General features: G+C 70.2%; 24 protein-coding genes. 15 read left to right on the top strand and 9 right to left on the bottom strand.

Going from position 1 to position 22012, the window contains the following annotated elements; all coding sequences use genetic code 11:
* Positions 1–3: 3 nt before the first annotated feature.
* Genes AB5I40_RS15540 through eccD form a run of 4 tightly spaced genes read left to right on the top strand, consistent with a single transcriptional unit; the run spans position 4 to position 3536 of the window.
* Complete coding sequence (locus tag AB5I40_RS15540; protein WP_370939206.1) at positions 4–1350, top strand: WXG100 family type VII secretion target; 1347 nt, start codon at positions 4–6, stop codon at positions 1348–1350.
* A gap of 5 nt (positions 1351–1355) precedes the next feature.
* Entirely contained in the window at positions 1356–1847 is a 492-nt protein-coding gene (locus AB5I40_RS15535; protein ID WP_370939205.1) for a hypothetical protein, read from the top strand.
* A complete protein-coding gene (locus AB5I40_RS15530; RefSeq protein WP_370939204.1) occupies positions 1840–2163 on the top strand; it encodes a YbaB/EbfC family nucleoid-associated protein in 324 nt (107 codons plus the stop codon). Before AB5I40_RS15535 ends, AB5I40_RS15530 begins: the two co-directional genes overlap by 8 nt.
* On the top strand, positions 2160–3536 hold the full coding sequence (eccD, locus tag AB5I40_RS15525; RefSeq protein WP_370939203.1) for a type VII secretion integral membrane protein EccD: 1377 nt from the start codon (positions 2160–2162) through the stop codon (positions 3534–3536). The genes AB5I40_RS15530 and eccD overlap by 4 nt, the downstream gene beginning before the upstream one ends.
* Here eccD and AB5I40_RS15520 read toward each other — a convergent pair.
* Positions 3526–4488, bottom strand: a complete 963-nt coding sequence (locus AB5I40_RS15520) for an Lrp/AsnC family transcriptional regulator (RefSeq protein ID WP_370939202.1) — start codon at positions 4486–4488, stop codon at positions 3526–3528. The genes eccD and AB5I40_RS15520 overlap by 11 nt on opposite strands.
* Positions 4489–4568: 80 nt before the next feature.
* Here AB5I40_RS15520 and AB5I40_RS15515 point away from each other — a divergent pair, with 80 nt between their 5' ends.
* Entirely contained in the window at positions 4569–5879 is a 1311-nt protein-coding gene (locus AB5I40_RS15515; protein WP_370939201.1) for an MFS transporter, read from the top strand.
* On the opposite strand, the gene AB5I40_RS15510 is transcribed toward AB5I40_RS15515, so the two are convergent.
* Positions 5824–6777, bottom strand: coding sequence for a helix-turn-helix domain-containing protein (locus tag AB5I40_RS15510; RefSeq protein WP_370939200.1), 954 nt, complete (start codon positions 6775–6777; stop codon positions 5824–5826). The two genes, AB5I40_RS15515 and AB5I40_RS15510, sit on opposite strands and share 56 nt — an antisense overlap.
* Before the next feature lie 85 nt (positions 6778–6862).
* Between AB5I40_RS15510 and AB5I40_RS15505 the strand changes: the two genes are divergently transcribed.
* Positions 6863–7447, top strand: coding sequence for an NIPSNAP family protein (locus AB5I40_RS15505; protein ID WP_370939198.1), 585 nt, complete (start codon positions 6863–6865; stop codon positions 7445–7447).
* Here the strand turns inward: AB5I40_RS15505 and AB5I40_RS15500 are convergent.
* Complete coding sequence (locus AB5I40_RS15500) at positions 7389–8153, bottom strand: MerR family transcriptional regulator (protein WP_370939197.1); 765 nt, start codon at positions 8151–8153, stop codon at positions 7389–7391. The genes AB5I40_RS15505 and AB5I40_RS15500 overlap by 59 nt on opposite strands.
* A gap of 54 nt (positions 8154–8207) precedes the next feature.
* Here AB5I40_RS15500 and AB5I40_RS15495 point away from each other — a divergent pair, with 54 nt between their 5' ends.
* Positions 8208–8465 (top strand): hypothetical protein, encoded by a 258-nt coding sequence (locus tag AB5I40_RS15495; RefSeq protein ID WP_370939196.1) that lies wholly within the window; start codon positions 8208–8210, stop codon positions 8463–8465.
* Between the two features lie 40 nt (positions 8466–8505).
* The gene (locus tag AB5I40_RS15490) at positions 8506–9177 is read left to right on the top strand and encodes a hypothetical protein (RefSeq protein ID WP_370939195.1); all 672 of its coding nucleotides are present in this window, start codon (positions 8506–8508) and stop codon (positions 9175–9177) included.
* A 3-nt stretch (positions 9178–9180) separates the two neighbouring features.
* On the opposite strand, the gene AB5I40_RS15485 is transcribed toward AB5I40_RS15490, so the two are convergent.
* Positions 9181–10263 (bottom strand): type VII secretion protein EccE, encoded by a 1083-nt coding sequence (locus AB5I40_RS15485; RefSeq protein ID WP_370939194.1) that lies wholly within the window; start codon positions 10261–10263, stop codon positions 9181–9183.
* A gap of 152 nt (positions 10264–10415) precedes the next feature.
* Here AB5I40_RS15485 and eccB point away from each other — a divergent pair, with 152 nt between their 5' ends.
* From eccB to AB5I40_RS15470, 3 genes are all read left to right on the top strand, one after another.
* On the top strand, positions 10416–11822 hold the full coding sequence (gene eccB / locus AB5I40_RS15480) for a type VII secretion protein EccB (RefSeq protein WP_370939193.1): 1407 nt from the start codon (positions 10416–10418) through the stop codon (positions 11820–11822).
* A gap of 62 nt (positions 11823–11884) precedes the next feature.
* Positions 11885–12535 (top strand): response regulator, encoded by a 651-nt coding sequence (locus AB5I40_RS15475; protein WP_370940528.1) that lies wholly within the window; start codon positions 11885–11887, stop codon positions 12533–12535.
* On the top strand, positions 12532–13185 hold the full coding sequence (locus AB5I40_RS15470) for a response regulator transcription factor (RefSeq protein WP_116202251.1): 654 nt from the start codon (positions 12532–12534) through the stop codon (positions 13183–13185). The genes AB5I40_RS15475 and AB5I40_RS15470 overlap by 4 nt, the downstream gene beginning before the upstream one ends.
* A 12-nt stretch (positions 13186–13197) precedes the next feature.
* Here AB5I40_RS15470 and AB5I40_RS15465 read toward each other — a convergent pair whose 3' ends face one another.
* Positions 13198–13599 carry a DUF302 domain-containing protein gene (locus AB5I40_RS15465; protein WP_370939192.1) on the bottom strand — a complete coding sequence of 134 codons (402 nt, stop codon included), beginning with the start codon at positions 13597–13599 and terminating at the stop codon, positions 13198–13200.
* 43 nt (positions 13600–13642) lie between these two features.
* Positions 13643–14437, bottom strand: a complete 795-nt coding sequence (locus tag AB5I40_RS15460; protein ID WP_370939191.1) for a carbon-nitrogen hydrolase family protein — start codon at positions 14435–14437, stop codon at positions 13643–13645.
* An 84-nt stretch (positions 14438–14521) separates the two neighbouring features.
* Here AB5I40_RS15460 and hisD point away from each other — a divergent pair, with 84 nt between their 5' ends.
* From hisD to hisB, 3 genes are read left to right on the top strand one after another with little or no spacing between them, the layout of a single operon-like run.
* Positions 14522–15847: a histidinol dehydrogenase gene (gene hisD / locus AB5I40_RS15455; protein ID WP_370939190.1), complete on the top strand. Its 1326-nt coding sequence runs from the start codon at positions 14522–14524 to the stop codon at positions 15845–15847.
* Positions 15844–16953, top strand: a complete 1110-nt coding sequence (locus AB5I40_RS15450; protein ID WP_370939189.1) for a histidinol-phosphate transaminase — start codon at positions 15844–15846, stop codon at positions 16951–16953. The genes hisD and AB5I40_RS15450 overlap by 4 nt, the downstream gene beginning before the upstream one ends.
* Positions 16950–17549, top strand: a complete 600-nt coding sequence (hisB, locus tag AB5I40_RS15445) for an imidazoleglycerol-phosphate dehydratase HisB (protein ID WP_370939187.1) — start codon at positions 16950–16952, stop codon at positions 17547–17549. Before AB5I40_RS15450 ends, hisB begins: the two co-directional genes overlap by 4 nt.
* Positions 17550–17633: 84 nt before the next feature.
* Here the strand turns inward: hisB and AB5I40_RS15440 are convergent, their stop codons facing one another.
* On the bottom strand, positions 17634–18371 hold the full coding sequence (locus AB5I40_RS15440; protein WP_370939186.1) for an MBL fold metallo-hydrolase: 738 nt from the start codon (positions 18369–18371) through the stop codon (positions 17634–17636).
* 17 nt (positions 18372–18388) lie between these two features.
* On the opposite strand from AB5I40_RS15440, the gene AB5I40_RS15435 reads away from it, so the two are divergent.
* Complete coding sequence (locus tag AB5I40_RS15435; RefSeq protein WP_162836028.1) at positions 18389–18547, top strand: hypothetical protein; 159 nt, start codon at positions 18389–18391, stop codon at positions 18545–18547.
* 466 nt (positions 18548–19013) lie between these two features.
* Here AB5I40_RS15435 and AB5I40_RS15430 read toward each other — a convergent pair whose 3' ends face one another.
* Positions 19014–19658, bottom strand: a complete 645-nt coding sequence (locus tag AB5I40_RS15430; protein WP_370939185.1) for a GNAT family N-acetyltransferase — start codon at positions 19656–19658, stop codon at positions 19014–19016.
* A 43-nt stretch (positions 19659–19701) separates the two neighbouring features.
* Positions 19702–21885: an MMPL family transporter gene (locus AB5I40_RS15425; RefSeq protein ID WP_370939184.1), complete on the bottom strand. Its 2184-nt coding sequence runs from the start codon at positions 21883–21885 to the stop codon at positions 19702–19704.
* Positions 21886–22012 lie beyond the last annotated feature (127 nt).

Here is a 22012-nt window from a genome sequence, read left to right as displayed (position 1 = left end):
CCGGTGGCCGTGGACGCGTCCGGAGTCGTCAGCTCGGTGCTGTCGAATTACCGGCAGGTGCTGGTCGAATACCAGCGCCGGGTCACCGGCGACCCGGCGGCGCTCGAAGCGGCGGCGAACCGCTGTGGCACCAACGCGTCCACGATTACCGGCAAAGCCACCGAAATCGCGGACGCTGCCACGGCATTGCACGCTGACTGGGACGGCGCTGCGTACACCGCGTACGCGACAGCTGCTTCCGACGTGGCGCACGCGCTGACCGAAGACGGCACGAAGCTGGCCGACCAGGGCAAGCGGTTGTCGATGGCCGGAAAGCTGTTGCGGTGGGCGCGTTCTGGGGTTGACTCGGTTGTCGCGCAGTTCGAGCAGTACGGCACACAGCTGATCAACCAAGCGCGTTCGGCGGATCCGAACGCGGTGGGCGCTTTCATCGCCGCCGCAAGGGATTTGGGCGAGCAGGCGGTCGCGGCGGCCGGGCAGGTCGCCGACGAGCTGTCCGACGCGTTGGCGGAGTTGTTCCCCGCGCCGTGGGCAGGGCCGATGAGCAAGCCGGGCAAGCTGGGCAAACGCAACTACGGCCCGCTGTCCTGGGTCAACGGCGACACCCTCGACGGACGGAAGCGGCCGCGTTCGGCACCGTCGTGGTTCGGCAATTCCGGCTGGAAGAAGCTGACCTGGAACGGTTTGGAGGGCACCCGGGCCCCGAAGAAGGCCGACACGCCGTTCGGGCAGCCGAAGCTGAAGAGCGAGATCGCCCGCGCCACCGAGATCACCTATTACAAGACGGCGCACGAGCAAGACGGCTTCATTCCGGAGTACGACGGGAAAATCTCCTCGCAGGGCTGGGACGCGAAGGCGTCCGGCCATGCTGAGCTGGGGTTCCGCGAGGACATCGGGACCAGCGGAAGCTACGGCGTCGCGCACGGCAGCGCTCGCGGTTCCGCGTTCGCGGGCGGCGAGGTCAGCGCTTCGGGACAGCTGGGGATCCACGGGCTTGGCGTGCACGCCAACGCTTTCGCGGGCGGCAAGCTGGAGGGCCAGGTCGCGGCGGATGTCGCGGGGGTCGGCGTCGGCGCGAGCGGGAGTGTCCAATATGGAATCGGCGCTCAGCTCGACGGGCAGTTCGTTTACGACAACGGGCATCTGAAGATGAACTTCAAGGCCGGTGCCGCGCTGGGGCTCGGTGCCGGGCTTGGCGCGAAGATCGACATCGACCTGCCGAAGGTCGGCGCGGCGGTCAGCGAGTACGGCGGCGCGGCAATCGACGCGGTCGGCGACGCGGCGAGCGAGGCGGCCAACGCACTGGGCGGGGCTTGGGACGACGCAGCGCAGTATGTGGGTTCCTGGTGAGCGCCATGGCTGATCTGGTGACGCTCCCGCTGGGCTTCGACGTCCCCGAGGGCTGGACGCCGGTGCCGCCGATCGCGCCCGGGCTGGTTTTCGTCGCGGTGCACCCGGAACCGGTCGCGGACTTCACGCCGAACATCACGCTCGGCATCCAGCAGCGCGAGGATTCCGTGCCGATGAAGGACATCGCCGACGAGGCCGTCGAACGCCTCGGCCGGACGATGGCGCTGCTGGACGTCCTCGACCGCCAGGAGGTCGGCAGCCCCGCCGCGCCCGGCTGCACCCAGACCTTGCGGATGCGCACCGGCGAAGGCCAGGATCTGCTGCAGATCCAGGTGTTCCTGACCGTGCCCGGTCCGGCCGGGCGGGTCGTGCTGGAACTGGTCTGCACGGCCGATCCGCAGGACGCGCGCACGCTCGTCCCCGACTTCCGGAAGTTCGTCGCCAGCGTGCACGTCCGCCGGGAAACCCCGCAGGAGAAGGAGAACGACGGTGACTGAACCGTATGCCGTGCCGGACATGGACGACCTGCTCGCGCAGGTCCGCAAGCAGACCGAAGAGGTCCAGCGGATCCAGCGCACGGTCGAGGCGATGGAGGTCAAGGCGGCTTCGCGGCAGAACGAGGTGACCGTGACGCTGCGTGGCGACGGCCGGTTCACCTCGGTCGACATCGACCAGCGCGCGATCCGCGAGTTCGACGCGCGCACGCTGTCGGAGATCGTCCTCGAAGCGGTGAACGCCGGCCTGCAGAAGCTCGCCGAGGCGAGCAGCGCGAAGTTCGCCCCGGTGATCGAGGCGTCCAGGTCCCAGCTGTGAGCGCGCCGGCCGTCGCCGGGTCGACCCGGCGCGTCACGATCGTCACCCCGCGCGCCAGGGTGGATGTCGCTTTGCCGCAGCAGAGCACGTTCGCCGAACTGGTGCCGCAGCTGGTCCGGCTCGCCGGGGCGGCCGGGCAGGCGTCGGCCGAGCATCCGGGCTGGGTGCTGTCGCGGCTCGGCGGCGCGCCGCTCGCGCTCGGGCTCACCGTGGCCGCCGCGCAGGTGCGCGACGGCGAAGTGCTGCACCTGACCCCGCGTGAACGGCCGCGGGGTCCGTTGCTGTTCGACGACGTGGTCGATTCGATCGCGAGCGTCGGGGAATCCGCGTCGACCACGTGGGGGCCGAAGGTCGCTCGCCGAGCCGGGATCACGACGGCTGCGGTGTTGTTGTTCGCGGGCGGGTTGCTGATCCAGGCCTCGTTGGCGGGCAGCGTGCTCGCGCCGATCGGCACCGGGCTGCTCGCCGTCATTCTGCTGCTCGGCGGCGGCGCGTTGAGCCGGGCATACGGCGATTCGGGCGCGGGTGCGGCCGGTGCGCTGGCCGGGGTCGGTGTGGCGTTCCTGGCCGGAATTTCCTTGCTGCCACCGCATTCGGTGTTCTCGCTCTCCGCCGGGCCGCTTGCTGCGGGACTCGCGGCGGTGACTGTTTACGGTGTGCTGGCCGCGGTTTCGGTGGCGGATCGGTTGCCGTTCTTCGTCGCGGTCGTCGGTTCGGCTGGGATTGGCGCGATCGCGACCGGAGTGGTGCTGCTGACTGGGGCGAAGCCGGTCGCTGCTGCGGCTGTCGCGGCAGTGTTGGCGACGGCGTTGGCTGCTGTAGCGCCGATGCTCGCGCTGCGGCTGGGCCGGATGCCGCTCCCGCGCGTGCCGGACGACATGGAATCCTTCCGCGCCAACGAACAACCGTCGCTCGGCGTGGAAATGGCCGGGCGGACCACGTACGCGCAGGCGTTGCTTACGAGCTTGCTGGTGGCGCTCGGGCTGGTGGTGATCGGTTCGTCGATCGTGCTCGCCACCGGCGGGCCGTGGGAAGCCGGGCTGGCTGCGCTTCTCGGGACGGCGTGGATCCAGCGTTCGCGCGCGTATGCCGGACGCACGCAACGGCTAGTGCTGGTGGGTTTCGGCCTCATTGCCTTGCTGACCGCGGGTTTCTGGCTGATCGCGGCTAATCAGCGGATCGCGCTGCTCGCGGTCGGGCTGACGCTGGTGCTGGCCGCGGTGGTGTCGCTGTTTTACGCGACGCGGGTCGCGCGCGGGGTGCGGTCGCCGTATTGGTCGCGGTTGCTGGATATTTCGGAGTTCCTGGTGCTGTTGTCGCTGGTGCCGTTCGTGGCGTTCATCGCCGGGGTGTACGAGGCGGTCAGCGGCTGAGCGGACTCGCGGCTTTCAGCGTGCGCAGAACCGGCGCGGTTTCGCAGGAGCGGATGCCGGGCAGCGCGCCGAGCCGGTGCGTGAGGTAGCGGTGCAGCGCTGGGGGATCGGCGCAGAGGGCGTGCGCGAGCAGGTTTGTCGGCCCGGTGGTCGCGGCTACGACGGCTAGCTCGCGGTGGGTGGCGAGTTCGGTGGCTACCGTGTCGAGATCAGCTGGGGCTACGGCCATCCACAGCAACGCTTGCGTCGTTGCGCCGAAGAGCCGGGCGTCGATTTCCACGTCGAAATAAAGGGTTTCGGCCGCGCGCAGGTCGGCGATCCGGCGGGCGACGGTGGCGGCGGACCAGCCCGTAATGGTCGCCAGCTCGGTCTGGCCGAGGCGGCCGTCTCGCTGCAGAGCGGTGAGCAATGGTTCGTCGGCGGCGGTCGCTTGCGCAGATGTGGCGCGGGTTTCCGGTTCCAGCTGGCCGCGTTGGGCGTCGGTCAGGACTTCGGCGCGGCCCAGCCAGGCGGTCGGCCCGCCGTGGTACAGGTGCAGCAGCTGGTGCGCGGAGACGGCGGTGATGCCGGTCGTGCGCGGGATGTCGTGCAGCAGCAGGCCGTGCTCGGAACCGTTGGCGGAATGGACGATGACGCAGATTTCCGTGCCGCCGCCGGCGAGCTTGACCCAGGTCGTGTCGGTGCGCCGAACTAGCGCGTCGGCGACCCGCTGCGCGACGGCCGGGACGACGGTGAGCCGCACGAGCCACTGCGTCTGCCCGGCGCGATGCGGCGCGGCCAGCCCGACGACGCGCAGTCCGGCTTCGGCGCGCAGCCGCCGGTAACGGCGGGCGACGGTCTGGGTCGAGACGCCGAGGACGGTCCCGATCCGCGCGAACGGGGCGCGGCCGTCGATCTGGAGCGCGTGGACGAGGGCGTGGTCGAGGTCGTCGAGCATGGCTTGATTCTGCACCAATCTGTCCTCAATGGAAGATTTCCGCTCGTTCGTGCTGGTGGCTGGAATCCTTCGCGGCCGCTGTCCAGGCTGGCGGCATGACCGACTCACGCCGCTGGGCCGCGCTCGCGGTCCTGCTCGTCGCGGAAGCGATGAACCTCCTCGACACCACCATCGTCCAGGTCGCCGCTCCCGCGGTGCACGCCGAACTGGGCGGTGCGATCTCCTTCTACACCGTCGGATACACGCTGCCTTTCGCGCTCCTGCTGATTACCGGCGGACGTCTCGGTGACCTTCTCGGCCGACGCCGCACTTTCCGGTTCGGCATGGCCGGTTTCGTCCTCGCCTCGGCTCTGTGCGCGGCCGCGACCACGCCAGGGTTCCTGCTGGTTTTCCCTGCGCTGCAAGGGGCTTGCGCCGCGTTGGTGATCCCACAGACGATCGGGCTGATCCGCGTTCTGTTCGACGGCGCGGCCCGGGCTCGCGCGCTCGGCATGATCGGCCCGGTGATGGGACTGGCCGCGGTGAGCGGCCCGGTCCTCGGCGGACTGCTGACCGACGCCTGGACGTGGCGGTCGGTGTTCCTGGTGAACGTCCCGCTCGGAATCGCCGTGCTCGCCGCGTCCGGCCTGCTCACCGAAGACCGGTCCGCCGCCCGGCCGCGGCTCGACCTGATCGGGACCGCCTTGGTCGTCGTGGGCGCCGGGCTTATCGTCTACCCGCTCCTCACGCAGTGGAATGGGTACCTCGTCGCCGCCGGGGTCGTCGTGCTCGTTGTTTTCGCGCTGCAGCAACGGTTTCGCGGTGGTCTGATCGAGCGCAGCCTCTTCCGCGGCCTGGGATTTCCGGCCGGACTGCTGACGTCAGTGCTGTTCTTCGCCGTGATGACCGGCTTGACCCAAGTCGTCGTCCTGTTCCTGCAACTGACCCAGCACGCCGACGCCCGGACTGCCGGACTCTCGTTGCTGCCATGGTCCTGCGGCCTGGCGGTATCGTCCTTTGTGGCCGGACGCTGGCTCGTCCCGCGCTACGGCACCCGGATTCTCTTTGCTGGCGTGGGACTCCTGGCTCTTGGCATCATCGGGATCGCGCTGGGCTGGCCGCTGCTGGTCCCGCTGGCGGTCGCTGGCACGGGGACCGGGCTGTTCACCGTGCCGTTTTTCACCGCCGCGCTGGCCCTCGTCCGTCCCTCGGAGTCGGGGTCGGCCGCGGGCCTGCTGAACGCGGTGCAGCAACTCGGCGGCACCGTAGGAGTCGCTGTGCTGACAACGGTTTTCCTCGCGACCGATGTCAAAGTCGCGTGCTGGACGGCCGTCTGCCTGACCGTCGCGGCCGGATTGACGGCGGTCGGGCTCATCCGCGGAACGCGCGCCGATAGTCCGTCGGAGCCGTCCCCAGCCGGAGTGTGAAATGGCGGCGGAGGTTGGCCGCCGAGCCGAGGCCGCTGCGTTCGCCGACCAGTCCGATCGGCAGGTCGGTGGATTCCAGCAGGTTGCGGGCGTGCAGAACGCGCTGGTCGAGCAGCCATTGCAACGGCGTCGTCCCGGTGGCTTCGCGGAACCGGCGGACGAACGTGCGCGGGCTGACTCCGGCCTGGCGGGCCAGCTGCTCGACGGTCAACGGCTGGTCGAGGTGCCGCGTCGCCCAGTGCAGCACCGGACCGAGCCCGGCGTCGTCGGTCTCCGGCACGGTGGCGGAGACGTACTGCGCTTGCCCGCCGCCGCGATGCGCGGGCAGCACCATCCGGCGCGCGACCTCGTTGGCGACGTGCGCGCCGAGGTCGCTGCGCACGACGTACAGGCACAGGTCGATTCCGGCGCTGCGTCCGGCGCTGGTGAGCACCTGCCCGTCGTCCACGTACAGCACCGACGCGTCTACCTGGACCTGCGGATGCAGCATGCCGAGCGTGGCGGCGTACATCCAATGCGTCGCCGCGCGTCGGCCGTCCAGCAACCCCGCCGCCGCGAGCGCGAACGCGCCTGTGCACAGCGAAACGATCCGCGCGCCCGCCTCTGCTGCGTCCCGGATCGCGCTGACCAGGTTCACCGGGATGGGCTGTCCAGTTTGGACACACGCATACGGCAACGCGGGCACCAGCACGGTATCGGCGTCCTTGAGCGTGTCGAGACCGTGACTGGCGTGGTGCCGGAAGCCGAATTCGGTGCGGGTTTCCGGCTTCGCCGCGCAGAATCGCAGCTCGTACCAGGGGTCGGCGAGGTCGGTCCGGGACGGTCCGAACACCTCCGCCGCGATGGCCAGCTCGAACAGCGGCATGTCGTCGACCAGCGCGACCGCGACGGTTCGCATGGCTTCGAGGATACGGCAGGAATTAAGCGAAAGGAGTCAGTCCTGCCACTCGCTCTTGCCGGAGCGAGGTGGCAGATTCGCTGCGGTGACCGTCGTGGAGCTTCGTCAGTACACCCTCCGTCCCGGGCAACGGGACGTCCTGATCGACCTGTTCGACCGTGAGCTGCTGGAACCGCAGGAAGCGGCGGGCTGCACGATCGTCGGCCAATTCCGCGACGAGGACGACCCGGACCGCTTCGTGTGGTTCCGTTCCTTCCCGGACATGACGGCCCGGCACGCCGCGCTGACCGCGTTCTACCTCGAAGGCGAGGCCTGGCGGACACATCGCGACGCCGCCAACGCCACCATGCTCGACAGCGACAACGTCCTGCTGCTGCGCCCCGAAGTCGACTTCCCGCCGTTGCCCCGGCCAGTTGGTGCCGCGTCATCGCGAATCCTGGTGCTCATCGGCCCGCCTTCTGCCGCCTTTCCGGAGCCGTTCGCGTCCTTCGTCACCGAGCCCGCGGAGAACACCTTCCGCGCGCTGCCGGTGCGGGAAGGAGAGAACGTCCGGGTAGGAGTCTGGGTTTTCCCCGACCTTGCCGCGCGGCAGGCCTTCGAACGCGGGTTGGTTATGCCCGACGTGCAGCGGCTCCGCTTGGCTCCGACGTCCCGGTCTTCACTTCGCTGATCCTCTGTGCGACCAGCTGATCGATGCGTTGCCAGGCCGGACTCTCGAGATGTTTCGTGAGAAGCTCGACGATTTGGCGGGGCACCTTCCGGAAGTCCGGCAGATCAGACGGCAACGTCATCCGCTGAGCGAGCTTCGCTGCGGTGTCGGCGATCGCCTCGAGCCGGGGATCGCCGGCACTCCACTCGATTGCCTCGTCGTACGCGCGGAGAACGGCGAGGTACTCCGGATCGTCCAGCAACTTGATGCGACTGGCGAGGATCTCGCGGCTGATGTCCGGGGCCAGCGCACAGGCGAGGATCCAACCGTCACGGATCGCGTTCTCATGGCGCTTCGACAGCCCCACCGGCCTTAGCCGCTCCATGAACGCGACGGCTTCGGGCGGGAGACAGAGCCGGTCAGGCTGATCGAGATCCCGCAACCGGACACGACGCTGCTGGAGCTGCCGGATCCGGTCGCGCAACTCGGCGTCGATCTGCTCAAGCGCGGTTTCGTCGGCGTTGAGCACCTGGGGAATACGCGCCAGCGGGACGCCAGCCTGGGCGAGCGTGACGATGCGGGCGAGGTCGATGACCGCCTGCGCGTTGTAACGGCGGTACCCGGCGGCGTCGCGTTCGGGCTCGGGAAGCAGCCCCTTCGCGTGATAGACGCGGACAGCCTTGGCCGAAACCCCGGCGTGACGGGCGAGCTGGCCGATGGTGAGCATGTCTCCAGTATCGCGCTTGACCTTGTCCCTGGGGCAAGGTTGGAAGCTGGCCGCATGGCTGATTACGACACCCTGCGCGCGCTCGCCGACGAGGGAAACGAGACCGCACTGGACCGCCTGGCCGACCTCGCCGACGGCCGCGGCGACCTGGCCGAACTGTCGGATCTCCTGGACGAGGGCAGCGAACACGCGGGCCGGTTGCTGACCCGGCGGGCAGTGGAGAACCGCGATCTGCGGGAACTGCAGCGGCTTTCGGACGCGGGGAGCAGCGAGGCCGAGAGCGAACTGGAGCGGCTGCTTCGCGCTGATTAACTCGTTTTGCCCCGGGCGGCGGGCTTGGCAGGGTTGGCGCATGCCGATCGCCGACCTGACCCCGGACGCCCGCGTCGAACTGGCGTGGCTGGAGAACATCTACCCCTCGGCGGGCTATACCGGGCCGGGGCACGTCGTGCGCCAGCTCCTGCCCAGCGGCTATCCGGTCTACCTGCGGATCCTGCACGCGTTCGCCCATTCCGACGATGACACGAACCTGCGGAGCTGGGCGAGCCTGGCGGCGCGGATCGGGCTGGAAATCCACCCGGAAACGTGCCACCGGACCCTTGCCCGAGCCGATGTCGCCACCGGGCCTCGGCAATGGCTGACCCAGAGCGGCCGGCTGTTCCCTCGCGAGCAGCGCGCGCTGAGCAGCATCCTGGCCGAAGCTTCGGGCACCTCGGATGTCTTTTTCGGCTACGACGTTTCCGCCGACGCGGCGGGCGGGATACCCCATCTCGTCATCGCCGCGCCGCTGGACGGTCTCGATGAACTGCGAAAGCGCGTCGACGACGAGGTCGGCATCGAAAGCGGCCCGGACTACTGGATGCCCCGTGGCCACGCCTGGGTCGTCTGCTCCGATCACGACCTCGCGTCCACCTACGTGGCGTGTGATGAGGACGTCGCGCGGGCGATCTTCGCGCACCCGGACCTTGAGGCGCTGTCCGTGACGCTCGAGACGCGCATCGACTTCGGCGCAGACCCTTCCTGACCCTCAGGTGAGCGCGAGCGGCAACGTCCGCCGCACCGCCGCCCCATGCTCGCCATGCAGCGGAACCACCGAAACCCCTTGCGGCACCGGCACTTCCTCCGCCCGAGCCCCCACCCGAATGGTCAGCTCAAGCTTCTCCCGCCCACCGGGAGTCCGCCGCAACGTCGCAGAAGTAGCGGTAAACGCCGCCCCTGGCACCGCCACCCCCAGCGTCCGCGAGAGACCCCGCGCAGACCGAGGCGAGTAGCACGTCTGCGTAAGCCCGCCCCACTTCCACGCACGCCACAAATCCCCATCGGAGCGCGGGTCGCCGGTCGAAACCCCCAACGCCACCCGAAGCTCGTTGGTCAGCTCGCCAGCCTCCAGCACCGTCGACGGATACCCCGACTCCGCCAGCGCCACCATCAAACTCAACGCTGCACTCGCGGTACTCCGCAACGCCCCCAGCTCACCGCCACCCCGGGCGAGGGCGGCGATCGGCGCGTCCTCAGGCCGGTAGCGCACCGCGAGCCAGCGCACCCGGTACACGCGCGAATCCCTTGGCACCGCCCACGTCAGCAGCTGCACGGCGGCCAGCGGGATGTCCGTGTTCTGGAACGTCGTGCGGAGGATCGCCAGCAGCTCGTCCGTCGACGGCTCGCCCGCACCAGGGGTGAGGCGGACGATCGCGCTCCAGTCGCCGTCGACCTCGGCGACGCCGAAGCGGTTGCCCGCGCGGTCGACGTGCTGACGGACCTTCACCGGACCGGCGATGCGCAGCAGGGCGTCGGGACTGTCGCGACGGCTGTCGTGGCGGCGCAGGCGATGCGCGAGCCACGTCCACGCCCATCCGGCGAAATGCCGTCCGGCGACCCGCACCGACGTCGTCACCACCAGCAGCCCGGCCAGCGCGGCGACGGTGATCCGCACCGGCTGGGCCAAGCCGTGCACGGTGAACGCGAGCAGCAGCGCCAGCGCGGCGATCTCCCACCCGGCCGCCTGCAGCGGGCGGATCGGCAGCAGCCACGGCCACGGCGCGGTGCCCGAGATCCCGGGCGTCCCGGGTGCGCGGGCATGAGCCGGGGCAGGCGGCGCGGACACGGACAACGCATTCCCCTCTTCCCCGGGCAGCGACCCGGCCCCGCGAACGCTAGCGTCCCCGCGCGGGCGCGTGGGCGTAAAAATTACCCTCGTGCGCGTCGGAGGAGCTGTCTAGCCTGCGCGAGAAGCGGATGTGATCTCCAGGGGGCCGGGACAGCGTGTGGACGCAGCGGGACCAGATCCAGGCGTACCAGTTCCTGCGCCGCCGTCTCGTGTCCGCGCTCGTCGCCGCGGACGCCAACCATCCGGTGTCGCCCAGCCGCCGGCTCGTGCTCGGCACGGTGCTCGGCGTCGGCGCGGCGCTGCTCGTGACGGCGGTATTCGGGGTGATCGGCCTGGTCAGCCCGTCTGGCGGGAAGGACTGGCTGGCCGGCGGCAAAGTGATCGTGGAAGCCGACAGCGGCGCGAGATTCGTGCTCGGCGCGGACGGCGCGGTGCACCCGGTGCTCAACTACGCGTCCGCGCGGCTGCTCGCCGGCGGCAACGGCCATGAGACCGTCACGGTGCCCGCCGAAAAGCTCGGCACCGCCCCGCGCGGCACGCAGATCGGGATCGTCGGCGCGCCGGATTCGCTGCCCAGCACGCTGATCACCACCCCGTGGACCAGTTGCAGCCGCACCACCCAGGACGCGCCCGCCTCGGCCGAACCGCTCGTCGCCGTGCTGCTGGAAGCGGCGGCGTCCGGGGTCGAGCTGCCGCGCGATTCGGGTGTGATCGTCCGCGTCCCGCAGGGCGGCCGGTTCCTCCTCGCGGGCGGCCACCGGTACCGGCTGAGCGACACCGCCGCGGCAGCCCTGCAATTCGACAGCTACCCGACGATCACCGTGTCCGCGCGCTGGATCGACACCGTGCCCGCCGGACGCGACCTCGGCGAGATCCCCGTGGACGGCGCGGGAAACCGCGGCCCGCGCGTCGGAACGCAGGAGACACGCGTCGGCCAGGTGCTGTCGGTCGTCGACCCGATGGCCGCGCCCGCCAACGCCTCGACCTACTACCTCGTCCGCCCGGACGGTCTCGAACCCGTCGGCCAGACCGAGGCCGCGCTGCTCGTCACTACCTCGGCGAACGAATCGGCGTATTCGGGCCGGCAGGAACCCGCGCGGGTGCGTGCCGCGGACGTCGCGTCGGTGAAGAAGGTCAGCGAATCCCGCCCGGGCGGCGCGGATCCCGCCGCGTATCCGGACCGGATCCCCGGCAAAGCGCCGATCACCGGCAGCGCGGTGACCCTGTGCGCGCAGAACGGCCGCGTGACGGTCTCGGCGGATCTCCCCGTCCCGTCCGGCGCCCGCGCGCTGCCGGTGCAGAGCCGGACGGACGCCCGGGTCGCGGACGTCGTCTACGTCCCGCCCTCGCGCGGCGCGGTCGCGACGGACGCCGGGTCCGGCACGATTTATCTCGTCACGGACACAGGACGAAAATATCCGGTGGCGAACGCGACGGCGCTCACGTCGCTGGGCTACGGTTCTGGGTCCGGGCATCCGGTCGCGGGCGGGCTTCTCGCGCTGATGCCGACCGGTCCCGCGCTCGATCCCGCCGTGGCCGGGCAGCCTGCGGGGACGGGGTGAGCGAGCCGGTGACCACGACAGCGCAGCGACCCAGCGGCGTAGGGGAGCCGGAGCCGGAACCGTTGGCTCCCGGCACCGTCCAGGTGGCCGTGATCGAAGACCACCCGCTTTACCGCCGGTCGGTGGAACGCGTCCTCATCGAAGCGCCGGACGTCGAACTGGGCGCGGTGGTCGACTCGGTCGCCCGCTTCCACGTCGCGCGCCAGCCGCCCGGCAGCGTTGTCCTCCTCGATCTCGGCCTGCCCGGCGTCGCCGGTGCGGCCGCGGTGCTCGAGGTCGCGGAGCTGGGCCATCACGTGCTGGTCGTGTCCGCGCAAGCCGAACCGGAGACGGTGCTCGCCGCGATCGCCGCCGGCGCCAAGGGATTCCTGTCGAAGGACGTCGACGTCGACGAGCTGCTCATCGCCATCCGCGCGGTCGCGGGTGGCGGCGCGTACGTGTCGGCCGTCGTCGCCGGAATGATCATCAAGGACAACACCGACCGCCCGGTCACGCGGCCGGAAATGGAGCTGTCGCCGCGCGAAGTGCAGGTGTTGCGGCTCGTCGCGGCGGGGGAACGGGACGTCGACATCGCGCGGATCCTCGACATCGGCGTCCGCACCGTGCGCGGCTATCTCGACCGGATCCGCGACAAGACCGGCGAACGGCGGCGCCCCGGCCTCGTGAAGGAAGCGATCCGCCGCGGCCTGGTGGGGAAGGAAACACTGAGGTGAAAGCCGACGAGGGGCGGCGCCGGAGCGGACCCATCCAGGTCGGGGTGATCGAAGACCACCCGCTGTACCGGGACGCGGTAGCGCGCGTGCTGAACGAGGCGCCGGACATCGAACTGGTCGCGGTAGCCGACTCCGTGGCGCGGTTCGCGGTCCAGGACCAGCCACCCGGCAGCGTGGTCGTGCTCGACCTGAAACTCCGCGGCGTCCAGGACGCGGCCGCGGTGCTCGAGGTGGGGCAGATGGGGCACAAGGTGCTCGTAGTGTCCGCACACGCGGAACAGCCCGAGGTCCTCGGCGCGATGCAGGCCGGCGCCAAGGGATTCCTGTCGAAGGACGTCGACGGGGACGAGCTGCTGCGCGCGATCCGGACCATCGCGGAGGACAACGCGTACGTCTCGCCTACTTTGGCCGGGATGATCATCCAGGACAGCGACGAACGGCACGCCGGTCCGAAGATCGTGCTGTCGGAGCGGGAAAAACAGGTCCTGCGCCTGGTGGCGGCGGGGGAGCGGGACGTCGACGTCGCGGAAATCCTGGACATCAGCGTCCGGACGGTGCGGTCCTATCTGGACCGGATCCGGGACAAGACGGGGGAGCGGCGCAGGGCGGGGTTTGTGCGAGTGGCGATCCGGGAAGGGTTGCTGCGCTAGAGCTTCCAGCGGCTAGGGAGCCACTGCCTGCTCGACGAGCCGTGCGAGACCCGACTCGATGGCTTCGAGTGCTTGCTTGCTTCCGGCGCCGAGCCCGTGCCGGTCGGCGAGCCACCTCGCGTCGTTGTACGTCAGCCAGACCTGTCCCGCTTCGTCCTGCCAGGCGAGCGCCTTCACCGGAAGGTCGATGCCGCTGGTCTGCCGGTCCCGCATGAGCGGGGTGCCGCCCTTCGGATGGCCGAAGATCAGCAGTTCGGTCGGCCGGAGTTCCATCCCGGACCGAGCCGCGTTGCCCGCGTGGTCGATCCGGGCGAACACGAGCAGGCCCGCGCCGGCGAGCGCGGCCTCCAACCGGTCGATCGTCACTCCGACGGACCAGGGGCTGGCGACCGTGATCATGCCGTGGTCGGTCATCGCTTTCCTTCTGCCTGCTCGGGTTCCTGAGGCGGCAGCGAATTCACAGCCGCCGATTCGCCAACGCCCCAGTAGCCGTCCGAGCCTTCCCGGCCACCTCCGGATCGACATCCACCACCAGCATCTCCACCCCGGCTCCAGCCTGCTCCGCCACGCGCCCGAACCCGTCCGCCACCAGCGAGTACCCGATCCCGGTCGGTGCTTTCGGATTGACCTCCACCCCGGTCACCGCAGGATCAGCCTGCCCGCAAGCCGCCACCCAGCAGCCCGAGTCCAGGGCCCGCGCCCGCACCAGGACTTCCCACTGCTCCCGCTTCCCGGCCCCCGCGCCCCACGAAGCCGGAACCACCACCACGTCCGCCCCGTCGTCGGCCAGCCGCCGGAACAGCTCGGGGAACCGCAGGTCATAGCAGGTGGCGACGCCGAACACCGTCCCCTCCGCGGAGAACGTCACGACCTCCAACCCTGGCGCGACAGTGTCCGACTCCGCGAACCCGAACGCGTCGTACAGGTGGATCTTGTCGTACCCGAGATGCTGCCCCAGCCCGGTGACCAGCAGCGTGTTCCGCACCCGCCCGTTGTCCGCGGGCGTGAACATCCCCGCGATCACCAGCACGTCGTGCTCGGCCGCGACGGAAGCCACCGCTGACGCCCACGGGCCGTCCAGCTGCTGGGCCACCGGGGCGAGCGGGCGGCCGAAGCGGGCCATCGTCGCCTCCGGGAACACCACCACCCTGGCTCCGGCCGCCGCGGCGGCCTCCACGCCGGAGCGAACCGTTTTCAGGTTTTCTTCCGGGTCGTCGCCCGAGTTGAGCTGGCACAACGCGATCCGGGGCACACGAGCCTCCCTGGTCCGGGGACAGCGGGTCGTCACCGAGTATCCCTGCCGGGAGCGCGCGGGCCACCTCGTACCCTGGTGTCCATGTTGAACCGCACCGACCTGCGCGGGCAGGTCCCCTCCGCTGCCGAGCTCCGTGCCGCGCTTCCGCGCGCCGAGTACGACGTGGACGCGGCGCTGCATCACGTCCGGCCGGTGGTCGAGGCGGTGCGCGAGCGCGGGGTCGAGGCGGTCCTCGAGTTCACCGAGCGGTTCGACAAGGTGCGCCCGGAGACGGTCCGGGTGCCCGCCGAGGAGCTGGCGAAGGCGCTGTCCGAGCTGGACCCGCAGGTCCGCGCCGCGCTGGAGGAGTCCATCAAGCGCGCCCGGAAGGTGCACTCGGACCAGCGCCGCCAGGACGTCACGACGCAGGTCGTCCCCGGCGGCACGGTCACCGAGCGCTGGGTGCCGGTCGACCGCGTCGGCCTGTACGCGCCGGGCGGGCTGGCGGTGTACCCGTCGACCGTGGTGATGAACGTCGTCCCGGCGCAGCTGGCCGGCGTGCGCTCGCTGGTCGTGTGCTCGCCGCCGCAGGCCGCGTTCGGCGGACGGCCGCACCCGACGATCCTGGCCGCGGCCGCGCTGCTCGGCGTGGACGAGGTCTGGGCGGTCGGCGGCGCGCAGGCGGTCGCGCTGGTCGCGTACGGCGGCGTCGACACCGATGGCGCCGAGCTGGCCCCGGTGGACATCGTGACGGGGCCGGGCAACATCTACCTCACCGCGGCCAAGCGCCTGGTCCGCGGCGTGATCGGCATCGACTCCGAGGCCGGTCCCACCGAGATCGCGATCCTCGCCGACGAGACGGCCGACCCGGCGCACGTCGCCGCGGACCTGATCAGCCAGGCCGAGCACGACCCGCTGGCCGCGAGCGTCCTGGTGACCACCTCCGAGGAGCTGGCCGACGCCGTCGATCGCGAGCTGGCGAAGCGGGCAGCCGCGACGAAGCACTCCGAGCGCGTCGGCCAGGCGCTGGGCGGCAAGCAGTCCGGCATCATCCTGGTGTCCACTGTGGACGACGGCTTGCGTGTGGTGGACGCGTACGCCGCCGAGCACCTGGAAATCCAGACCGCCAACGCCCGGGAAGTGGCTGCCCGGGTGCGCAACGCCGGCGCGATTTTCGTCGGCGCGTACGCCCCGGTTTCGCTGGGCGACTACTGCGCGGGCTCGAACCACGTGCTGCCCACCGGCGGGTTCGCGCGGCACTCCTCGGGCCTGTCGGTGCAGAGCTTCCTGAAGGGGATCCACGTCGTGGACTACTCCGAGGACGCCCTGCGCGAAATCGCTCCCCGCGTCGTCTCGCTCGCGAACGCCGAAGACCTGCCCGCCCACGGCGAAGCCGTCACCGCACGTTTCGAAGGAGACGGCCGATGAACGAAGCCATCCCCGGCGGCGAGGTCACCCTCGCCGAACTCCCGCTGCGCGAGGACCTGCGGGGCCGCACCCCGTACGGCGCGCCGCAGCTGGATGTCCCGATCCGGCTCAACACCAACGAAAACCCGTACCCGCCGCCGCCCGAGCTGGTCGACGACGTCGCCGAGGCCGTCCGCGCTGAAGCCGCGTCGCTGCACCGGTACCCGGATCGCGACGCGGTGGCGCTGCGCACCGATCTGGCGGATTACCTGACGGTGTCCACGCGAGTGGTGCTGTCCGAGTCCAACGTCTGGGCGGCGAACGGGTCGAACGAGATCCTGCAGCAGATCCTGCAGGCGTTCGGCGGTCCCGGCCGCACCGCGCTGGGCTTCGAACCGTCGTACTCGATGCACCCGATCATCGCGACCGGCACGCGCACCGACTGGCTGCCGGTGCCGCGCCGCACGGACTTCTCGCTCGACACCGCGCGGGCGGCGGAAGCGGTCGCCGAACGCAAGCCGGACATCGTCTTCGTGACCAGCCCGAACAACCCGACCGGCGGGTCGATCCCGCTGGACCAGTTGCGCGGCGTGCTCGACGCGGCCCCCGGGATCGTCGTGGTGGACGAGGCGTACGCGGAGTTTTCCTCGCAGGCCAGCGCGATCGAGCTGATCGCGGAATACCCGGCGAAGCTGATCGTTTCGCGCACGATGAGCAAGGCGTTCGCCTTCGCGGGCGGACGGCTGGGCTACCTCGCCGCCGCACCGGCCATTGTGGACGCACTGCAGCTCGTCCGCTTGCCGTACCACCTTTCCAAGGTCACCCAGGCGGCCGCCCGAGCCGCCCTCCGGCACGCTGACGCCACCCTCGCGTCGGTGCACCGGCTCTCCGCCGAACGCGACCGCGTCGTGGAAGCCTTGCTGGGCTTGGGTTTCACCCCGGTGCCGAGCGACGCCAACTTCGTCCTTTTCGGACAGTTCAGCGACGCACCGGCCAGCTGGCAGTCCTATTTGGACCACGGCGTGCTGATCCGGGACGTGGGCATCGAGGGGCACCTGCGGGTGACCATCGGCACCCCGGAAGAGAACGACGCTTTCCTCGAAGCGAGTAAGGAAGTCAAGCGATGAGCCGCGTCGGCAAAATCGAGCGCACCACCAAGGAGTCGTCCATCCTGGTCCAGTTGGACCTCGACGGGACCGGCCAGGTGGAGATTGCCACTGGTGTGCCGTTCTACGACCACATGCTCACCGCGTTCGGTGTGCACGGCTCGCTGGACCTGAAGGTCGAGGCGACCGGCGACGTCCACATCGACGCCCACCACACCGTCGAAGACACCGCGATCGTGCTCGGCCAGGCGCTGCGTCAGGCCCTGGGCGACAAGAGCGGCATCCGCCGCTTCGGCGACGCGTGGATCCCGATGGACGAAACCCTCGCCCACGCCGCGATCGACGTCTCCGGCCGCCCGTACTGCGTGCACGTGGGGGAGCCGGAGGAGTACAACACGTTCACCATCGGCAACAACTACCCCTTCGTCCTGACCCGGCACGTGTTCGACTCGCTGGCGTTCCACGCGCAGATCGCCCTGCACGTCCGGGTCATCCACGGCCGCGACCCGCACCACATCGCGGAAGCGGAGTACAAGGCCGTGGCGCGGGCCCTGCGGGCGGCGACGGAACCGGATCCTCGGGCTGGCGGGATTCCGTCTACGAAGGGCGTGCTTTAACGGCTAAGTCCGTGAGGGGAACCCTGAGGGAATCAGATTCCCTCAGGGTTCCCCTCACGACCGCAGTTTCCGGCATTGGCGGGTTTACACGCGGAACACCGTGCGCGGCGCGGCGTAGGCCACTGGCCCGGGAAAGTGTTCCGCCGCAAGGCGAACCGCGTCGCGGGCGGTGACTGTGTGGCCGAGATGCGTGAGCACCAGCCGTGCGGCTCCGGCAGCCGCGCGGCCTGCTTCTGCCGGAGTCAGGTGTTCCGCGGACGGTTCGATGCTGTCCGCCTCGCACAAGAACAGATCCGTCCCCTCCGCCAACGTCGACAGCGCTTCGCACGGGCCGGTATCCCCGGAGTACGCGAAAGTCCGCTCCCCGTCAGTGATCCGCACCCCGAACGCCGGGAACCCGTGCGACACAGCCACCGTCTCCAGTTGCAGGCCGCCGACGCGGGTGCGACGCCCGTCGTGCAGTTCCCGGACGGCGAACGCCTCCTCGATCGGCGCGCGGCCGGTGTTGCTCAGGAACGCGGAGATCCGCGCCGCGGTCCCCGACGGGCCGTAGAGCGGGATCGGGCGTCGCAGGCGCAGATCCGCGAACAACAGTGCGTACACCGCCGGTAACAGATCCGCGACGTGGTCCGCGTGCAGATGCGAGATCCAGATCGCGTCCAGCTCCGCCGGCGAGACGTGTTCCTGCAGGGCAGCGAGGGTGCCGGGGCCGGCGTCGAGCCAGATCGCGGTGTCCTCGTGGCGCACCAGATACCCGGAGCACGGAGCGTCCGGGCGCGGGTACGGCGTCGCACTGCCCAGTACCGTCACGGTGAAAGCCATGTGGCACGCTAACCCCTGTGAGCAAAGAGCTGATCGCGGTCCTGCTGCTGGCCCTCGGCGGCTTCCTGGCCGGCGGGGTCTACTCGCTGTGGAAGACCGCGAAGTTCTTCGCCGTGGTGCTGGGCATCGCGGCAGTGCTGGCGATCGGCGGGGCCATCGCCTGGCTCGTCAGCTGACTGGCCCAGACCTTCTCGCGCCTGCCCCGCGCTTCTCCGCGACTGACACGGTTCCGCACCGGATGCCCGTGTCCCTACGACTAACGCGCACCCCTGCACCTAACGCGGGCCTTCCCGCGACTCTTCGCGCTTGTGGCGGGCTCTTCCCACAGCGAACGTGCGCGTCTCCGCGGCTGACGCGGGCCCTGCACGCAACGAACGTGCGGCTCTCCGCACCTGACCGGGCTTTCTCGGCGGCTAACGCGCGGTTCTCCACATCTGACGCGGACATTGCACGCGCCGGACGTGGCCCTGCGGCGGACATGGCCCCGCGACGAACGTGCGGATCTCCGTGCCCAACGCGAGCTCTCCCCACGACGAACGCGCGGTTCTCCACGCCTGACACGGGCCCTCCCCGCCGCCAATGCCCGCCCTCCCCGCGAACTAACCCCAGCTTCCCCCTAACGACCGCGAGCTCTCCAACGACCTACGATTCCAACGGCTGATAAATGCATTCCGCCAATGTCGCGTGCTTCTTCCACCCCAACGTCTCGTACAACGCCCGCCCAGCATCGGTGGCCCCGAGAACGCCAAGCACCGCACCGTCCGAGACCGCACGATCGGCCAGCGTGCGCATCACGAAACCGCCCAGTCCGCGTCGCCGGTGGGTCTCCTCGGTCACCACCCGGTCGACGATCACCGCATCGCCGACCCTCGCCATCTGGCCCTTCGCCGCCTGCTCGCCCGACGCGTCCAGCACCCGGAGGAACGTGACGGCTCCGCTGATCTCCGCCGTCACGGTGTAGCCCTCCGGCGCGACCGGGTTCGTCGCCAGCAGATCTGTCGCCATCAGATGGCCGGTTTCCTGCCGGGCGACGATCCAGCCCTCCGGCATCCACGGCTCGAGAGTCTCGGGTTCGGCGGGCGTTTTCAGCCACGTCCGAGGTTCGCTGACCGCGCCCGCGGCTGCGCGGACCAGCGATTCCTCAGCCACCGGCAGGACGTGCCTGCCGACCTCCGCGGGATTGTCCGGGACCTCGACGAAAAGCCCCCATGGCTTCTCGACCGGCGGCGGTGTCTGCCGCGACAGCGCCCATCCCGCTACCCAAGTCCGCACCGTGTCGTCGATCATGAAACCAGGGTACGAACCACCACCGACAAAATCCGGCAAAAGGTCAGACGCGCGTGAGTTCGCGTTCGTCGTCGCCGGGGGTGCCGAGCTCGCGGACCAGGCCCTCGCCCTCGACGTCGACGTTCGGCAGGATCCGGTCCAGCCACTTCGGCAGCCACCACGCGCCGCGGCCGAGCAGGGACATCACCGCGGGCACGATGGTCATCCGGATTACGAACGCGTCCACCAGCACCCCGAAGGCCAGCGCGAACCCGATCGACTGGATCAGCGTCGACTCGGCCAGCACGAACCCGGCGAACACCGAGATCATGATCAGCGCGGCCGCCACGACGACCCGCGCGCCGTGCCGGAACCCGGTCACCATCGCTTCCTGCGGTTCGGCCCCGTGCACGTGTTCCTCGCGCATCCGGGTCACCAGGAACACCTGGTAGTCCATGGCGAGTCCGAACAGGACGCCGATGAGCAGGATCGGCAGCATGCTCATGATCGGGCCGGTCGAGGCGACGCCGAGCAGGTCGGTGAGCCAGCCCCACTGGAACACCGCGACGACCGCGCCGAACGTCGCGACCACCGAGCCGAGGAACCCGAGCGTCGCCTTCAGCGGCACCACGACCGACCGGAACACCAGCATCAGCAACAGGAACGCCAGCCCGACGATCAGCGCGAGATAGGGCAGCATCGCGTCGGACAGCTTCTGCGACACGTCGATGTTGGCCGCGGTCTGGCCGGTCACCGCGAGGCTGCCGCCGGTGTTTTCCTGCAGCGGCGCGGATTGCGCGCGGATCGCCGACACGAGGTCCTCGGTCTGCGTGCTGCTCGGACCGCTCTTCGGGATCACGGTGAGCACGGCGGTGTCCCCGGCCGGGTTGACCTTCGGCGGCGTCACCGCGGCGACGTCCGGCAGCTTGCCGATGTCCGCGGCGGCCTGCTTCAGCGCCTCGGGATTGTGGTTCGGGCCAGTGTCGACGACGACCAGCAGCGGCCCGTTCGCGCCCTCGCCGAAGCCCTTGCTGACCAGGTCGTACGCCTTGCGCTGCGTGGTGTCCGGCGCGGCAGTCGAGTCGTTGGGCAGGCCGAGCTGCATGCTCAGCGCGGGAATCGCGACGACCGCCAGACCCACCAGAGCAGCCAGCAGGACCGGAACCCGGTGCCGCGCAACGAAACGCGCCCAGCGTTCGCCGTGCGTCGGGCCCTCGGTGCGACGGCGTACGCGGATCTTGTTGCTACCGACGCGAGCGCCAGCGAAACCGAGCACGGCGGGCAGCAGCGTCAGCGCGATCAGCACGGCCACCACGACAGTCGCCGCAGCGGCAACGCCCATCTGGCCCAGGAACGGAATGCCCACGACAGTGAGCCCGGCGAGCGCGATGATCACGGTGAGCCCGGCGAACACCACGGCAGAACCCGCGGTGCCGACAGCCCGACCGGCGGCTTCCTCAGGTTCGCGGCCCTCGGCCAGTTCGTGCCGGTAACGGGAGACGATGAAGAGCGCGTAGTCGATGCCGACCGCGAGCCCGATCATCAACGCCAGCACCGGAGTATTGGAGTTCAGCTCCATCGAACCCGACGCCAGCATGATGCCCGCCATCCCGACGCCGACCCCGATCAACGCGGTCAGCAACGGAATCCCGGCGGCCAGCAGCGAACCGAAAGTGATGATCAGGACGACCGCCGCGACCGCGACGCCGAGTCCCTCGGTGGCCCCGGTCGCCGGGATGCCCTGCACGGCGTCGCCGCCGTACTCGACCTGATATCCCAACTGCTTCGCGTGATCGCCGGTCGCCAGCAGCGCCTGGCGGTCGCTGTCGCTGAGTTCGAAGCCCTTGACCTGGTAGCTCACCTGCGCGAGCGCGACCCGGCCGTCCGGAGACACCGACTTCGCCTGGAACGGGTCGACGACCCCGGCTACCTTCGGCGCGGACTTCAGCTTGCCGACCACGCCCTCGACGGCCGCCTGGCCCGCCGGGTCGGTGATCTTCTGCCCGTCCGGCGCGGCGATCGCGACGCGCGCGGTGCCGCCGCCCGCCGCGGCCTGCGGGAAGTGTTCGGCCAGCCGGTCGATCGCCTGCTGCGATTCGGTGCCGGGAATGGTCACCGAATCCGACAGCTTGCCCGACAGCGTGAGCGCGCCCGCGCCCAACGCCATGAGGACAAGCGCCCAGACCGCCGCCACGAGGGCCCGGCGGCGGAACGACAGCCTGCCGAGCCGGTACAGGAAGGGTGCCACGAGTCATCTCCGTTTCGCGCCCGAAGAAGCGGGCTCTCCGCACTGGAATCGCCCTTTCGAAGCTAGCCGTTCGGCAAGGAGCTGCCAAGCCGATCGGCTAGGATGTGACTAGCCGCACGGCAAGTGT

This window comes from Amycolatopsis sp. cg13 (genome assembly GCF_041346965.1).
GTDB lineage: Bacteria > Actinomycetota > Actinomycetes > Mycobacteriales > Pseudonocardiaceae > Amycolatopsis.
The sequence above is the reverse complement of the archived record's forward strand: the minus strand, read 5'-3'. Positions and strand labels throughout refer to the sequence as shown.